This is a genomic window from Paenibacillus liaoningensis (assembly GCF_059609455.1).
Map to the genome: position 1 here is coordinate 13224 of NZ_JCAALU010000012.1, position 16293 is coordinate 29516.

The 16293-nt window shown below is 47.3% G+C and carries 17 protein-coding genes; 12 read left to right on the plus strand and 5 right to left on the minus strand.

Annotated elements, in window-relative coordinates; translation table 11 throughout:
* Positions 1-2: 2 nt before the first annotated feature.
* The 3 genes from AC6B99_RS18865 to AC6B99_RS18875 are packed head-to-tail and all read right to left on the minus strand — an operon-like array spanning position 3 to position 1327.
* Positions 3-527 carry a tubby C-terminal domain-like protein gene (locus tag AC6B99_RS18865; protein ID WP_494858119.1) on the minus strand — a complete coding sequence of 175 codons (525 nt, stop codon included), beginning with the start codon at positions 525-527 and terminating at the stop codon, positions 3-5.
* A 12-nt stretch (positions 528-539) separates the two neighbouring features.
* A complete protein-coding gene (locus AC6B99_RS18870; protein ID WP_056029876.1) occupies positions 540-1058 on the minus strand; it encodes a hypothetical protein in 519 nt (172 codons plus the stop codon).
* Positions 1059-1096: 38 nt separating this feature from the next.
* A complete protein-coding gene (locus tag AC6B99_RS18875) occupies positions 1097-1327 on the minus strand; it encodes a TM2 domain-containing protein (protein ID WP_235533039.1) in 231 nt (76 codons plus the stop codon).
* 208 nt (positions 1328-1535) lie between these two features.
* On the opposite strand from AC6B99_RS18875, the gene AC6B99_RS18880 reads away from it, so the two are divergent.
* The 6 genes from AC6B99_RS18880 (at position 1536) to AC6B99_RS18905 (ending at position 6529) form a co-directional block, all read left to right on the plus strand.
* Positions 1536-1820 (plus strand): hypothetical protein, encoded by a 285-nt coding sequence (locus AC6B99_RS18880; RefSeq protein ID WP_063892464.1) that lies wholly within the window; start codon positions 1536-1538, stop codon positions 1818-1820.
* A gap of 272 nt (positions 1821-2092) precedes the next feature.
* Complete coding sequence (locus AC6B99_RS18885) at positions 2093-2464, plus strand: ArsR/SmtB family transcription factor (protein WP_496664068.1); 372 nt, start codon at positions 2093-2095, stop codon at positions 2462-2464.
* Positions 2457-2954, plus strand: a complete 498-nt coding sequence (locus AC6B99_RS18890) for an SRPBCC family protein (RefSeq protein WP_496663985.1) — start codon at positions 2457-2459, stop codon at positions 2952-2954. Before AC6B99_RS18885 ends, AC6B99_RS18890 begins: the two co-directional genes overlap by 8 nt.
* 282 nt (positions 2955-3236) lie before the next feature.
* Positions 3237-4235 carry a biotin synthase BioB gene (gene bioB / locus AC6B99_RS18895; protein WP_496664069.1) on the plus strand — a complete coding sequence of 333 codons (999 nt, stop codon included), beginning with the start codon at positions 3237-3239 and terminating at the stop codon, positions 4233-4235.
* 166 nt (positions 4236-4401) lie between these two features.
* Positions 4402-5778, plus strand: coding sequence for a hypothetical protein (locus AC6B99_RS18900; protein ID WP_496663986.1), 1377 nt, complete (start codon positions 4402-4404; stop codon positions 5776-5778).
* A gap of 13 nt (positions 5779-5791) precedes the next feature.
* Complete coding sequence (locus AC6B99_RS18905) at positions 5792-6529, plus strand: fused MFS/spermidine synthase (protein ID WP_494858126.1); 738 nt, start codon at positions 5792-5794, stop codon at positions 6527-6529.
* A 133-nt stretch (positions 6530-6662) separates the two neighbouring features.
* Here the strand turns inward: AC6B99_RS18905 and AC6B99_RS18910 are convergent, their stop codons facing one another.
* Entirely contained in the window at positions 6663-8495 is a 1833-nt protein-coding gene (locus AC6B99_RS18910) for a UbiD family decarboxylase (RefSeq protein ID WP_494858128.1), read from the minus strand.
* 405 nt (positions 8496-8900) lie between these two features.
* Between AC6B99_RS18910 and AC6B99_RS18915 the strand changes: the two genes are divergently transcribed.
* From AC6B99_RS18915 to AC6B99_RS18940, 6 genes are all read left to right on the plus strand, one after another.
* Positions 8901-10058 carry a glycosyltransferase family 2 protein gene (locus tag AC6B99_RS18915; RefSeq protein ID WP_099519552.1) on the plus strand — a complete coding sequence of 386 codons (1158 nt, stop codon included), beginning with the start codon at positions 8901-8903 and terminating at the stop codon, positions 10056-10058.
* A 24-nt stretch (positions 10059-10082) separates the two neighbouring features.
* The gene (locus tag AC6B99_RS18920) at positions 10083-11354 is read left to right on the plus strand and encodes an aminotransferase class III-fold pyridoxal phosphate-dependent enzyme (RefSeq protein WP_496663987.1); all 1272 of its coding nucleotides are present in this window, start codon (positions 10083-10085) and stop codon (positions 11352-11354) included.
* 35 nt (positions 11355-11389) lie between these two features.
* Entirely contained in the window at positions 11390-12421 is a 1032-nt protein-coding gene (locus tag AC6B99_RS18925; RefSeq protein ID WP_496663988.1) for a zinc-dependent alcohol dehydrogenase, read from the plus strand.
* Positions 12422-12517: 96 nt separating this feature from the next.
* Positions 12518-13762: an MFS transporter gene (locus AC6B99_RS18930; RefSeq protein ID WP_056029847.1), complete on the plus strand. Its 1245-nt coding sequence runs from the start codon at positions 12518-12520 to the stop codon at positions 13760-13762.
* A 280-nt stretch (positions 13763-14042) separates the two neighbouring features.
* Positions 14043-14636 carry a DUF1349 domain-containing protein gene (locus AC6B99_RS18935; protein WP_496663989.1) on the plus strand — a complete coding sequence of 198 codons (594 nt, stop codon included), beginning with the start codon at positions 14043-14045 and terminating at the stop codon, positions 14634-14636.
* A gap of 68 nt (positions 14637-14704) precedes the next feature.
* The gene (locus AC6B99_RS18940; RefSeq protein ID WP_056029835.1) at positions 14705-15349 is read left to right on the plus strand and encodes an HAD family hydrolase; all 645 of its coding nucleotides are present in this window, start codon (positions 14705-14707) and stop codon (positions 15347-15349) included.
* Here AC6B99_RS18940 and AC6B99_RS18945 read toward each other — a convergent pair.
* Positions 15304-16152, minus strand: a complete 849-nt coding sequence (locus AC6B99_RS18945; RefSeq protein WP_494858775.1) for a helix-turn-helix domain-containing protein — start codon at positions 16150-16152, stop codon at positions 15304-15306. The two genes, AC6B99_RS18940 and AC6B99_RS18945, sit on opposite strands and share 46 nt — an antisense overlap.
* Positions 16153-16293 lie beyond the last annotated feature (141 nt).

The window sequence follows — 16293 nt, forward strand, 5'->3', positions numbered from 1 at the left end:
TATTAGCTATTTTTTAGAGAAAAAACATAATATAAAGACGCAATTTCATGAACTTCAAATCGAGAGTCGAATATTTTGAATGTAATATGATTGGATTTCGGCGGTATTAGCCCGTCTGGTACAGCTTCAGCAATGATCTGTCCATTTAAAGTAAAGCGGACAGCTTTATCAGCAAAATCTTTTTTGATCCAAATCTCTTCATTATACTTTTTATATAAAAATTGAGGATTGGTTTTGATTTTTGTTTTTTTCTCGCAAACGAACTGATCTTGACCAATATGCACATGCCATTTTTCTGTTACAAGCGTTTTTATTGTGTTTATTTCTTTAATATCAACGAGTAGATTGTTATCTTCATCGTAGGCATGTACATTATTCACCATATTATCGAATAAATAATTCATGAGCTTCTGTTTCTTATTTGAGTAATAACGCTGCATGCTCCCAACAGGGCTGCCGTTCTCATCTTCTAGTATTGCCGATGAGGTACTCAGCCTTAGAAAAGGTAAAGTCGTTTTATAAATCATAGGACACCCTTCTTATTGAACTAGAATGAGCAACAGCCTATTAGATACATATACCTCAAAAAAAGCTGCGGCGAAAAGTATGAAAAGGGCCGTTGGAATCGTTTTCTTAACAGTCACCCAATAAAAGCTTTTCAATTGTTCATAAGAGATTTTTTTCCTGAAATATGAAGTTAAATGATAAAGATGATCGATTGTAAAAAGAAAGACGATAAGACAGGCGATCCATTCCAAAACCCCATGTGAAAATGAAGTGCTGTAATAGAGTAAAGGAGAGATAGACAACGCATGCCAGCCTGTGCCCATGCCGAAAATCGCTTTTAATATAAGCAATGGGGACAAGCCCGTCAAAGAAAGCATGAACCAGATTAATAGATTGATACTATTGAAAATAAAGATAAATAGAGCATCATTGAAGCCTAGTTGACTTATTTCATGATGTTCAGATTGTCCTGGCGAAAAAAAGCCGATTAGAAAAAAAATAAAGGACAACATGCAGAAAAATAAAATCAATTTTTTTCGAAAATTCATCATTTGAATTACCCTTCAATGGATATGGAAGCATGGCCGAACTATGAAGCCGCTTGCGATTTTGTGGATAATTGATAAGCGTTAATAATACTGTATATCCAGATAATAGGGTATAAGAAAATTCCGACAACGACTGAAATAAGTAGAATAGAAATAAATTCAACAACAAGCAAAATAATTCCCTTTTTTACATATCCTAAATATAAATGCCCAAGACCCGGATAAATAAAAGAAAGTAATATAGCTAACCATGGTTTTTTCAACCCATTCACCCCCTTTCATCTTGAAATTAATAATAACAAAAATGCCCAAACTAATCAATATTGATTATTTAGAATAGATTTTTTACCATTACGTATTGGTAAATGATTGTTTTAAGTATCAAACTTACTAGTTCGAATAGATTCGAAAAAAAATAGTAATAATCAGGTTACGATGTGTTTGTAGTCAAAAACATATTTTTTAGGAGGAAATTGGATTATGTTATACAATGCTTTTACTGGTACGTCGAGTCTTGCTGATGCAGCTTGGTCTATTGCGCAATTGATTTTCAGAAAGCTTAATGTTGCGGGGGATGCTGTTTCACTTTATAACTCCTTGCTATGGAAGTTCCGCGCTATTTACAATTCATTTGGGGGCAATTTCTCTTGGGCAGATCTGGGCGGCGTCATTCTTGATCTAGGAGAATTCATTTTGAGCTTAACGCCTGCAGGGAAAATAGCAGACATTATCTCGGTTCTGTGGGGAAGCGCTAATATTCTTTAGTCTTCTACTAGTAGAATGTTAGTTTAAATAAATTTTGTCCTATTAGTAGATTAATCAGGATAATATTGGGCAAACAAGTCGGTCGTTCGCGGTATTTTTCCGTGGACGGCCGTTTCTTTTGTTTATTTTCCTTCTGCTGTGGTACAAATCGGCTTGGCTTGTTATGATGAAGAGAATACCTGCAAAACATTTTGAATTAAATATGCATTTACAGGAATATTCCTTTTGGAGTATACTTTAATGGATAACAAGTCTGGAGTAGATTTATGATGATGAAAGCGATGACCTTCAGCGCTTTAGCCGAGCCGAACCGCCTGAGTATCGTGGAGCTTCTGCGTGACGGGCCGCTGCCCGTAGGAGCTATTGCCGAGCAGCTGGAGCTGAACCAGCCCCAGACGTCGAAGCATCTTCGCGTACTCAGCGATGCGGGCCTGGTTGAGGTGCAGCCGGCTGCCAATAAGCGAATTTACAAGCTGCGGCCGCAATCTATACAGCAATTGAATGAATGGTCGGAGACGTTCCGCAGCATGTGGGAGCAGCGCTTTGACAATTTGGAGGCTTATTTGAAGGAGCTTCAGAAGCAAGAGGCAGCACAAGCACAGCAATCGATTACTAAGCTAAAGACGGAGGATGAACATGGCTGATCAATTGGAAATTACAAGAGAACTGGATGCGCCGCGCGAGCTCGTATTTAAAGTATGGTCTGAGGTCGAGCATTTGAAAAAATGGTGGGGACCGACTGGGCTGGAAATTAGCTATGCCAAGCTGGATTTTAGACCAGGCGGCATGTTCCATTACAAGATGACGGCGCCGGATGGTGCTGAAATGTGGGGCAGATTTGTTTTTGGAGAAATCGTGGAGCCAGAAAAAATCGTTTTCATTAACTCTTTTTCGGACAAGGATGGTAATGCTGTACGTGCTCCTTTCAGCGAAACATTCCCGATTGAAGTGTCCAATACGTTAACTTTTACCGAGCAGGATGGCAAAACCATTCTTTCCTTGCTTGGAGGGCCAGTTAATGCGACGGAGGCAGAACGCCAATTTTTCATGGGCATGTTCGATTCCATGAGACAAGGCTTTGGCGGCACGTTCGATCAGCTCGAAGCTTATTTGAAAGGCGTTCAAGCAGGCTAAGCCTTTTTAATCGAGTAATTATGCAGGTTTTTAGCAATACCGAAGGCTGTTTCTTTCGCAGTGCAAGCTGCAAGGGGACAGTCTTTTTGTTATGCCGTGCTCAGGAAAGAAATGAAGGCGATCTTTACAGAGGAGGCATGTTTTGCTAAAATAACAAAGATTAATTGTTAACCAAATTTTATTTATTTAGGTTAACAATTTTATCGGATTTAAAATAATAGATAAATGTCCGGATAAATGTGGTGCAGCTTTTTATTCGGTGGGGAGGCAGGTCGTATGATGATGGAGCAACAGTTTAATGGGAGCAAGTGGGAGGCGATGGCGCAAAAGGCGCTTGCTGGACAATGTCTAACGTTAGCGGAGGGACGGTCAATTCTGGGGGCGCAGCAGGAGGAGCTGCTTCCGCTTTTGCAGGCAGCATTTTCAGTGAGGCAGCATTTTTTTGCCAGAAAGGTAAAGCTAAATATGCTGATTAATGCGAAAAGCGGCAACTGTCCAGAGGACTGCGGCTACTGCTCCCAATCGATTGTGTCGACCGCCCCTATCCCCAAATATACCATGCTTGATAAAACGACACTGCTAGCTGGCGCACACGAAGCATTGGCTCGCAAAGCGGGAACCTACTGCATAGTTGCAGCAGGCAGGGGACCTACAGATAAGGAGCTCAGCCAAGTGGTAGAAGCGGTTGAGGAAATTCGCGCGACGATGCCGCTGAAAATTTGTGCCTGTCTGGGGCTGCTGAAAGAGGAGCAGGCGAAGCGTTTAGCTGATGCAGGCGTTCATCGATACAATCATAATTTGAATACGAGCGAGAAGCACTACTCTTCCATTACTACGACACATACATATGAGCAGCGTGTCCACACGGTGCAAACCGCTAAAGCCCACGGTCTATCGCCGTGCTCGGGCGTCATTATCGGAATGGGGGAAACAGACGAGGAGATCGTTGAAATGGCCTTTGCTTTACGCGAGCTTGAAGCGGATTCGATTCCAATTAACTTTCTTCATGCGATACAAGGCACGCCGCTTGCAGCTGCGGGCTGCGTGCCGCCACTGCAAGCTTTAAAGGTGCTGGCCCTGTTTCGTTTAATCTGCCCGTCGCGGGAAATTCGCGTTGCTGGCGGACGGGAGCGCAGTCTGCGATCGCTCCAGCCTTTAGCATTATATGCGGCAAATTCGCTGTTCGTCGGCGATTATTTGACGACAGAGGGCCAGGATATTTCGATTGACCATCAAATGATTCAAGACCTGGGGTTTGAAATTGAGCGGAATGCGCTCTAATCGGACGATTGCTTAATCCGCTCTGCTGCTTCATCTGGATCGTATTATCTCCAATTTAAGGAAGGAGCTATGAAAATCATGTCGAATTTTAAGAGTAGGGCTTTAGAAAATAAGAAAATGATAAGTAAACATGGGGGAAATAATGAGCAAGAAATTCAAGTTCGTCATGGCAGCAGGAATGCTGACCATCATTATCGCATTGGCAGGATGTTCATCCAATAAAGCAGAGGACGATTTGTCCGCATCCGTTCAAACAGAAGCCGTTCCGGAAGTATCGACAACTACATCGCCAATTGGCAGCAGTGAAGAAGCAGGAAATGTCACGCAAAATAATTCATTTCAACCGACCAATCAGGAAACACAATTCGTAGATACGGCTGATTTAGAGGAGGAGAATGAAGATGAGCAGCAGTCGTATGTTGGAAAAACACTTGCTCAACTGCAAGACGAAGGGCTAATCATTATTGAGGAGCAATCCTTTGAGGCGGAGCTTCAGGACTGGGGCGCGGTGCATTTTGTAAGCGGGTATTCTAATGCTAATCATAAAGGGGAGCAGCGATTTTATCTAATCAATAAGGATGGCAAAGCGGAATATCGGCTCCCTCGCAACAGCGCATCCCGTTATGAGCTGGAGGATATTCTTGCAGTTAGCTTTAAAGATATCAATCATGACGGTGAAAAGGATATTATCATTATCGGAAACTATAAGGATGCCAGAGCGGGAGCCAACGGCGGGTCCCTGACATGGGCCTCGGTGTATTTTAGTGACCATCAGTATTTTGTCCCGCTGCTCTGGCTTGATGACCTGCTAAATCGTACCGATGGCAGCAAAAGTATTGCAGGAGTTACGGGGGAGGCCGCATTGATTTATAACGAGATCGCCAACCTGGATGATGATGAAATAAAAATCGAGCATTTGGCAGCACTCATCTGCAGCAGCAAGATGTTAGAAAAGAACAGCTTGAAATATGTAAACACCTACGATTCCACTGCGATTTTTATGGATTATTCAACCTATCTCCATAAAAGCTTAATGTATCTTCTAGGGCAATGCTTCGACCAAGATATTGTTCACATGTTGGCTGGTCATGACGAGCTTGCAGAGAAGGTTAAGATATATGACGAACTTTTGGGAGATATCCTTAGTGAAGTGATAGATTATAATTACGTAAAGAGTGGAAAAGGCACCATGTGGCAAGAATTTGCGGCTAATTATAATCTTGAGTATAGGGCAGTGATTCACAGTTATGTTGTAGGCAATATTGAAAAAAAGATGAACAGTCGTTATGCTGATGTTGATGAGCTTCAAAAAGTCTGGGAACAGGTGCGCAGCCTTATGCTGGCTTTCTCGAAAACGGTAATGGATGAAAACGATGATGGCAGTATGATTTCGCAAGAAGAACTTGATGAAATGGCTGGTAATGCCGATCGGATAGACCGCAAAGTTACGGAGTTTATCGGACTGGCGAAAGATGATACTAAAGCTGGGGGATTAATTGATTTTATGATTGAAGCGATGGATATGACGTTTAGTGATTTTTGATGCGAATAAACAAGTGAAACTATGGTTTGAGGAGCGAACCGCTCATCACGAAATTGCCGTCTACGACACGACAGAGCTGGATGGGGAAAAAGGGCGCTTTCGCGTCCTGCAATTTTCTGGAGATGCGACGCAGGGCGCGCTTGATCTGGAACGCCCCGGACGTATATTGTTCGAATATCCACGGGCGATCATTCATCTGATGGAAAGCAATCAAGCGGCTTTTGAAAAAGTTTTTCTCATCGGTCATGGCATCGGTACGATCGCCCGTTATTTTGAAGATAAAACGTTCAAGGTAGCCGAGCTTGATGAGACAGTCGTAGAGCTGAGCCGGTTGTATTTTGGCTATAATCAGGATAATGTCGTCATTGGAGATGGGCGTGCTTTGCTGGAAGGAGAAGCGGAACATGCTTACGATTATGTCATTGTTGATGCTTTCACCAGACAGGGAACGCCAAAGCAGCTTGTGTCACTGGAGTTTTTTCATTTAATTCGAAGCAAGCTCAGCGAAGGTGGCGCTGTCCTTTTGAATCTCATGGGCAGGGGGGAGCGGGACAGGCTCATTCATGCCATTCAAACGACGCTTGGGGAGGTTTTTGTTTATACGAAGGCGTTCATTTTGCCAGCAGATGGATCAGCTGATTTGCAAAATATCATCCTCATGGGCAGCGATCGGCCTGTCGCCTTTCAAGCTCGCCACATGGCTGGATTCGTGGAGCTTGAGCCCGGTCAAGGCTATATTATTCGAGATTAAAGTTATTTTGTACAATCGCATTGTCAACTATAAAGCGAATGAATCAACGCATGATGAGCAAAACAAAGGAGTACAGGACATGAGCCTGTACTCCTTTGTTTGTCTATTTATAATGCGGCGGCATTTAATCAGCCTACAGCTTAAGCCCGCCGAGGCTCGCACCGGCTGCGAACAAACGCTCAATCCGTTTCTCCACCGCCGGATCGGCGATGAGTGGCGGCGCTTGATGAGGCTTCGTACGCGCATCAATAATGACGTTATCACAGGCCCAGTGCTTGTGCTCGTAGCCGCTATTTACCCCGTAAATATCATGGGAAGGGTTGCTGCGCGTAAACGTAGCCCACAGGAAGTTATCCACCTTCGCGCTTAAAAACGTGCTGTCGTCGCATAAAACAATCATCGGGCAGGAAGGCAGAGGTCCCTTCTCAGCAATTGCTTCGCTCAAGCTCTGCAATTGCGCCTTCGCATCGGCGTAGCTCGTGAATGCTGGACCTTGAATGGCTACGACGCCGGGCATAACGAGACGCGCGTTTTCAAATCCGCGCAGCTCCTTCAGCACGTCAGGCGTTTCGCGGCACAGCTCGCGAATCTTCTCTCCATAGGCGGCAAAAACGACCTTGCTGCCTTCATTAAGCCCCGTACCCGAATAGTCCAGCGTATCGATCGTCGTATTTGTATAAAAATGAATATCCCGGCGCAGCTCCAGCCGCTCCAGCACATAGGCGAGAAATTCCGCCTCATGATGCGTCGTTACAGGCTGCTTGTCCTCCGCCGTAATAAATAAATATTTGGCCAGGCTGAGCTGCCCTGTGCCCAAAATCCGGTTCGCCAGCGTCAAAATTTCCGTTGGCCGCTTGACCTGCTGATACGGCGTATACCGCTCGCTTCCAATAGCGAACAGCAGCGGATGCACGCCTGCTGCATCGACGGCGTGGACTTCCTTCACGCCGGGAATTTCCTGCTTGATCGCATCTCCCGTAAGCTCATGGATAAGTGCTCCGAAGGCGGTATCCTCCTGCGGAGGTCTTCCGACAACCGTAAACGGCCAGATCGCATTGGGCTTTGCATACACTTTATGCACCTTCATGAGCGGAAACGGATGCGTCAGGCTGTAATAGCCCAAGTGATCGCCAAATGGGCCTTCCGGCTTCGTCTCTCCAGGATGAATTTCCCCAGTAATGACGAAATCTGCGTCATTGCTAAGCACAAATCCATCTCGGTAGCTATAGCGGAAACGGCGTCCTGCGAGCAAGCCGGCAAAGGTCATTTCGCTTAAGCCTTCCGGCAGCGGCATAACAGCTGCAAGCGTATGGGCTGGCGGACCGCCAACGAAGATGCTCACCTTCAGCGGCCTGCCCAGCTTATTCGCCATATCCTGATGAATGCCAATGCCGCGGTGAATTTGGTAATGGACGCCGATTTCCTTATTCAGCTCGTAATCATTGCCGCTCAGCTGAACGCGGTACATGCCGAGATTCGCATTCATCAGTCCCGGCTTGCCCGGCTGCTCGGTAAACACCTGCGGCAGCGTTACGAAAGCGCCGCCATCGTCTGGCCAATGCTTAATGAGCGGCAGGTCGGAAATTTGAATTTCCTGCGCCGCTACTGGCACGCTGCCTGAGCTTTGCTTCGGCAGCGCTTTCCATGCTGCAAGCCCCGTTCCAATATGCCCAAACGGGTTTTTCATTGCTTTCATGGGGGCGCCGCGCAAATCGATGACGCGCTGGGTGGACTCCCATGTATGGCGGAACATGAATTTGCTCCGCTCAACCGTTCCAAACAAATTAGAGACGGCACGAAATTTGGAGCCTTTTACATTTTCGAACAATAGGGCGGGACCACCAGCTTCAAATACCTTCATATGAATCGCCGCCATTTCCAAATGGGGGTCGACCTCTTCCTTTATTCGAACGAGATGTCCGTTTTGTTCCAAATCGAGTACACATTGTTCCAAGTGGCGATACATGTTGAAATAGCTCCGATCTATATGAATTTTGCGAAATGATACTCAGCCAAGGTGAAAAGGCTTTCGCCGTCCTTTGGCGGCGCGGCGCGTTTCAATCCGAGAAATATAAGAATTTATAAGTGTGAAGCTTATAAATTCTTATATTAAAAAAAACCAGTTATCTCTAGTTAAAACGAATTAAAACCCCTTGTCAAATTTACCGACCAATCGACAGAAAAGGTTCAAAATTTAATAGAGTTCAGATATTGAGATTTACACAGCAAGGTGCATAAACATACACTGTAACCAGATTCTATTCCAGTCACATGTCATAAATTCCAAAATTAGATAGAGTCGAGTCGAAATAAAGGGAGGGCAGCTGGCGTCGAACGATGTTGAAACTATAAATCATGTGGAGGAGATTACATGCTACACACAGTTATTGTGCCAGTAAACCAAGATTATAACATTTTGAACTTATTTACGGATTCATTGCTGCGGACAGTAAGCCCATCCACCCAGATTATCTTCATCAATGACGGTTCCGGCACAGCAGTCAGACAGCATTTGGATAAGCTTCAGTCAGAGTGCAAGGAAGGCGTGACGGTGGAGATTTTGCAGCACGACTATCCGCTTGGATGCGCCGTTTCTATTAATAGCGCGCTAAAAATTGCACAGGGGCAATATATTTATTTTCTCGATTCCGACACGATTCTGAATCACAATTGGCAGCAGCTCATGAGCGAAACGCTGGACAGCAGCGACGAAATCGGCATGGCAGGCGGCGTCCTGCTGTATCCGCAAACAGGCGGCGTCCAGCATTGCGGCATTGCATTTGCGGATACGATTGGCCGTCATCTATTTCTAAACGCGTCGCCCATGGATATTCCGAAGCAGACGTTTTCTGTGCAGCTCGTTATTTTCGCCATGTTTGGCATGAAGCGCGAAGTGTATGAGAAGGTGGGGCTGCTTGATGAAAAGTTCTTCAACGGCTACGAGGATTTCGATTACCAGATGAGAGCGCGTGCAGCCGGCTATGACATCGTTATTAATCCGGAAGTTTTGGCCTATCACTGGGAGCGCAGCAGCGGCATCCACCGCAGCTTCAATCGCAAAAACAACCTGGCCCGCTTCTGGAAAAAATGGGGCAGCGACATCAAGGCCGATATTTGGCCGTTCATGTTTGACCATCTGAAGTCGCATCTGGAGCAGCAGGATGCAGCAGCTGCATCGCTGCCGATGATTGGCGTCGATTTGGCTGAGGTGCGCAGCGATGCGGATATGTTCTGGAGCCAGCTTCGCGAGGCAGAATTCGCTACGCTGACCGAGGTGTACGACTATTCGAACCGCTTCAACTCGAATGGGGCGATTTGGCTGCCGCAGGTGCTGGGCAAGGAGCTTATTCAGAGCCGCAGCCGTCTGCTGTTCCTCGTAGACAACTTCACGCGGCTGCTGGAAAACCGCTACTGGATTGAAATGCGCCACGCCCACCGGGCACAGGATTTGATCATTGACCTCTATGGCAATGTCATCTCCATCGACCGGATTTATGAAAGCTGCTGGCCAGGAACTAAGGTGCGCTAGTACGCGCTAAATGGAGGAGAAACCATGAAGACGAGAGAGGAGCAGGCGGTATTTACTCAAAGCCTGCAATGGTTGGAGCGCGTGCAGCAATTGATTCCGAGCGGATGCAGCACGCTGGCAAAGACGCCAGAGCGCTTATTCCCCGGCGAAACGGCCATCTGCTGCGTAGAAGCCAGACAATCCAGATTTATCGATATCGACGGCAATGAGTGGCTCGATTGCGAGATGGCGATGGGCACCGCCTCATGGGGACATGCCCGTGAGGAAGTGCAAGCGGCGATTGTAAAGCAGCTCGCCAAAGGGACAAGCTTCTCGGTGCCCGCTGATGTAGAGCTGACGGCAGCGGAGCTTATACTCGCCCGCTTTGAGCAGCGTTATGCAGCACTGCGCTTCTGCAAAGGCGGAGCCGATGCAGTTAGCGGCGCAGTCCGGCTGGCAAGAGCTTACACCCGCAGGCCAAAGGTGATGTCGACGGCTTACCATGGCTGGAGCGATTGGTCAGCCTATGGCTATTACGGCGGAGACGCGGAAGCGATGGGGATTCCGGCGGAAATCCGCAGCAGCACCGTTTGGGTGCCGCATGCAAGCCTGCGGCGGATCGAAGACGAGGTGCGCCGGCATGGCGACCAACTGGCCTGCATCGTGTTATGTCCGAACGAGTGGCAGCGCGAGGAGCTGGCCAAGGTGATGGAGCTGGCCGCACGCCACAGCATTCTAATCATATTTGACGAGGTAACATCTGGCGCAAGAATGGGCAAGCAGGCGACCGCAGGCGAATACGGGCTGTGGCCGGATATTCTTTGCTTGTCGAAGGGGCTGGCCAATGGCCTGCCGCTGGGCGTCGTACTAGGCTCAGAGCCGATTATGCGGCTATGTGGGCAGGTCAAGTTCAGCAGCGCCCATTCGAGCGAGACGATTGCACTGGCAGCGCTTATTGCCTGCGAGAAGCTGATGCAGGCGGCACCGAGCTGGCCAAGCTGGCGCGGCGGTACGCAGAAGCTGATGACAGAGCTGCAGGCGCAGCTGGATGTGCTGGGACTGACAGAGGAGCTGGCCCTGCACGGCACCTATGCGAGCTTCTGCCTGAGGTCGCGGGCGGAGCAAGACTTTTACCGCGATCCCTTCCGCGCTTATATGATGAAGCGGCTCGCTCAGCAGGGGATTTTTACGAAGGGATTTTTCGTCTTCTCGGATTCTCATTCGGAGGCGGAGCTGTTGCTTGTACAAGAGTCGCTTAAGGAAGTTTTGCTGGAGTGGAGCAAACAAGAACATAGATCCAGCAAGTCGGCTGTTTAGACGATTATTCACAAATCGAAAGAGGAGGCAAGTTAATGAAAGCATTAGTATATCAGGATTATCGCAAGGTGGAACTTCTGGAGATGGAGGAGCCAGCCATCGTATCGCCGACAGGCGTCAAGGTTAAAATTTTTGGCTCGGGCATTTGCGGAACGGACCTTAACATTGTAAAAGGAAAAATTCCGGCCAATTCCGGCACGATTATCGGCCATGAAGGCGTTGGCACTGTCGTTGAAGTCGGCCCTAAAGTAAGAAGCGTTAAAGTGGGCGACCGTGTGCTTATAGATCCAACGCAATCTTGCGGCATTTGTTCTTACTGCCGTGAAGGGCTGCACTGCTACTGCGAAAATTTCGAGGATCATCAGGTTGGCATGACCATCCACGGCACTTTCGCGGAATATTACGCAGGCGAGGAAAGATATGTGTTCAAAATTCCTGACACGATGAGCTGGGAAGCGGCAATGATGGTCGAGCCGCTGGGCTGCGTGCTCAACAGCTTCTTGAAAGCCCGCGTTAAACCAAGCGATTCGGTGCTTGTACTTGGCTCCGGTGCGATTGGCTCCTTGTGCCAGCTTGTTGGCAAGCGGCTTGGCCGCCTGACCGTTGGCACAGAAGTGGATGAATACCGTAAAAGCTTCGCTGCGAACATCGCTGATTATGTGTTCCATCCTCAGGAGCTGACGCTGGAAAAAGTGCTCGAAATTAATAATGGCCATAAATTCGATATTATTATTGATGCGGTCGGCAATCAGCTGCATGTCGCTCTGGAGCTGATCGGCAAAGGCGGCAGAATTATTCCTATGGGCTATGACGACAGCTATGAAGTATCGTTTAAGCCGACGGATTTTATTAACAACGGTGTCAATGTCATTGGCGATGTAGCGGTTCATCAAATGATCAGTACGGCGCTCAAGTTTGCTCAAAGCTTGCCGGAGCTCGAAAACATGGTCACTTCAACCAAAAAGCTGCAGGACTACGAAGGCGCTTTTAATGAAACGATTGGTTATGACATGAGCACAGGCGCGCCAAGAGCGATGACCTCCGTAAAGACAGCACTTATTTCATAAGGTAGGGCAAGGCAAGGGCGTTATGGCTGCGCGGCGAAAGGCTTACGGGGCGCCGCGCAGCAATGACGCATGAAGAAGAGGGGATGAGCCTTAAAGATGAAGCTGCTTGCCGATTTGCCAAAAAATCCGCGGTATTCGATTTTTCTGGAGCCGCTCTGGGCGATTCCTGGAACGATCGTTTTGTTTTATGCGCCGCTCTATATGAAGGATGCGGGACTGAGCGATATTGAAATTGGGTTGATCAATTCCATAAACCTGTATTTTGCTTTTGTGTTTCAGTTGTTTGCCGGGTCGATTACGAATAAGCTGGGACGCAAGCGCACCTCGCTCATTTTTGATATTGTAGCCTGGAGCGTTCCGATGTTTATTTGGGCGTTCTCGCAAAGCTTCTGGCTGTTTATGATTGCCTACTTATTAAATGCGACGTCCAAGTTCGTCACCGTGTCGTTCAATTTGCTCATTATTGAAGATGTCGAGGAGCGAAAGCGACCGAAAGTTTTTGGCATTATGAATATGATTATTACCGCAGCAGGAGTGCTTACACCGCTAGCGGGCTTTGTCATCGCCGATTTTGGTATCGGGAAGACGCTTGCCGTCATTTATTTTGCCGGTGGCGTAATGATGACGATAATGTTTATTGTAAGAAACCGGCTGACAGAGGAGACGGAGGCGGGCAAAGAGCTCATTGAGGTACATAGCCAGACCAAGGTGCTGAAAAGCTTGGGAGCGAGCCTGCGACTATTTGGCAAAGCGTTTTATACCCGCCGGTTGTTTCCAATAATAATCATAACGGTATTGTCGAATTTTATTTTGCAGCTGAATTTTTTTCAGGTCGTGTTTTTCAAGGAGGAGCTGCATTTCGGCGATTGGACAATTTCCTACATTCCGGTCGTCACTGCGGTAACGGTCATGGTGTTATACTTGGTCGTCATTCCCCGGCTGAAACAACGCTCGGATGAAAAATACGTCAGTCTGTCGATTGCCTTATGCACCGCCGGCTCCTTGCTGCTGCTCTTTATTCCTTCCGGCAATGTGCCGCTGCTCATGCTGACGATTATTATATTGGCGGCAGGAACGTTTATTTTGCAAACGTACCGGGATGCGCTGCTGATGAATCGCCTTGGCACGCATGAGAAAGCCGATATGTTTTCGGCCGTACAGACGGTCATGACGCTTATTGCCATTCCCTCCGGTTATTTGACGGGACTCCTCTATAATTACAGTCCGAAGCTGCTGTTCGCCGTCATTGTTGCGCTGTATATGGTGCTCATGGCTGTCGTGTTTTTCCTCCCGGTTCCTTCCAGGCAGCAGCAGGTGATGAAAGCGAACCATCACGTCTAATAACCATTTGCAAGCAAAAACGATTTCGTCGTCCTTCCAGGACGCGCGAAGAGCTTTGTCGGAGAAATATAAGCCTATTTGAAGTGCAAAACTTATAAATTCTTTTATTTCAAGGTGAAACGGCCGAAAGCCGTCCTCCGGCGGTGCTGCACGTTTCAGTCCGAGAAATATAAGCCCATTTATAAGGGGAAACTTATAAATTCTTATATTTTGGCAAAAGAAGGTTTTAAGCTAATTAGGTCGAATGGTTATACAGAAAATGGCTACGGAGGGATAATTAATGATTAATGTATTGAATCATGAAACACGCGATACACTGGCTTGGATGAACGAGCCATCGCAGTGGCAGTTCACAGAGCAGGGCGGCGTGATCATTGAGGCGCCACCGGAGGCGGATTTTTTCTGCGATCCATCAGGCAAGCATTTTGCCAGCTCAGCTCCTTTTTTGTATGCTCCAGTCAAGCGCTCCTTCGAATTGACAGCAAGGCTGACGGTGGAGATGAAGCAGCAGTATGACTCTGGGTGCCTTATGCTGTACGTCGATAGCGACAATTGGTGCAAATTATGCTTTGAATTCAATGGGCGGGCAGCCTCGATCGTCTCGGTCGTCACCAAGGACGGCTGGTCAGATGATTGCAACTCGGAAGAGATTCAGTCGGACAATCCGTATTTGAGAATCAATAAAGTAGAAGACTGCGTATCCTTCTATTATTCGCCTGATGGCGAGGATTGGAGGCTGATCCGTTATTTCGGCATGCGCACACCTGATGAAGTAAAGGCCGGTGTCGTCGCGCAATGTCCGAAGGGCAGCGGCAGCAGGACCGAGTTCAGCTTTGTCCATCTCACCGAGCCGAACGTGGAAAGCCGATTTTAGCAGCTGCAAGCTGAAAGTCGCTGGCGGTAAGCTGCAAATAAAAGCAGGAAAGGTAGCTGATAGTAGCGATGAGTCTGAAAGCGATCATTTTTGATTTCGACGGCTTGATTATGGATACCGAGACACCTTGGTATTATGCTTTTCGGGACATTTATCAGGAGCATGGCGTAGAGCTGTCGCTGGGCCTGTGGTCCCGTAATGTGGGCACAAATTTCGACGAATTCAATCCTTTTCATTATTTGGAGGAAGCGCTGCAAACGCCGATTGACCATGACCATATTAAAGAGCTCTCTGAGCAAAAATATGCCGTTTATATTGGCGAAACCGGGCTATTGCCTGGGGTTGCGGAGCTGCTGGCGAGCGTGAAGCAGCGAAATCTGCACCTTGCGGTTGCGTCCAGCTCTACGCGTGACTGGGTTCATAGCTATTTGAAGAAGCTTGGCATCTTTGAAGCCTTTGATGTGATTCATACCTCTGAAGATGTGCAGCGGGTGAAACCTGACCCGGAGCTGTATGAGCTTACGCTGGCACGGCTTGGCATTGATGCCTCAGAAGCCATCGTCTTTGAAGATTCGCCAAATGGTTTGAAAGCTGCGAAGGCGGCTGGCATCCGCTGTATCGTGGTGCCGAATGAAGTGACACGGGATTTGGAATTTTTGAATTATGATCAGCGGCTTGCCTCAATCGCCGAATTTGATTTCGAAGCTTTGTAGCTTTTGCGCAGCACCATTGGCGAGCAGCCTTCATGCTTTTTGAAAACGGAGCCAAAATAACTCGCGCTATTAAAACCGACCGCCTTGGCAATGTCATTAGCTGTCATGGCATCCTCATGAATGAGCATTTCTTTTGCCTTGAGCAGTCGGTAGCGGGTTAAAAAATCGAGCGGGGTCATCGCATATTCTTTTTTGAACATGCGATTCAAATGCTGCTCGGTTATGTAGAGCTGCCCGGCCAGCATGGATAGGGAAATGTCGAGATGATAGTTTTGCTTAATATAGGTCAGGATGCTGGACAGCTTCGGTGTATGCTCCTTGCGTTCAGGGACGAGGTAAAGGTCCTTGGAGAGCTTCAGCTTGATAAGCAGCATATACAAGAGTGCTGATCCAGTGAAAATACGCTCCTGCCGGGTGGATTGCTGGCTTAAAATAATCTCGTCAATGAGCATTTGCGGAGCGGGATCAAGCTGAAATACGGAAAGGTTAGCGATATGTAAGGCTTGCAAAAATGCTGGCAGCAAATAACCGGTGAAGGTTAAATATTTGATGCTTAGCGTTTCACTAATTTCGCACGAAATAGAAGCGGTGTGGGAAAAATAAAGAATGGCAACGCCTTCCTGCAGCTGAATTTCCCGTTCTTGAAAAACAAGGCGGCCTGTACCTCCTACGCAGTTTACGATTTTGTAATCAGGGCTGCCTCCAGGGCAACGGTCGGGCTCAGTGACGGTAACGCTTCCAGATCCGGTAATCAATAGGGGGAGCTCGTTGTAGGTGCTGCCTGTGTCTATTGCTTCCTGCATCAAATTCCTCTTTTCTCCTAAAAGTGGAATAAAAGTGAGACTCAAACTGCGAATACCTGAATTTCAATGGAATTATAACATATATAAAGAAATATATGTTATATCTAGTTTTCGATGTTTTTCTCTGTTTTTCGCTATCTT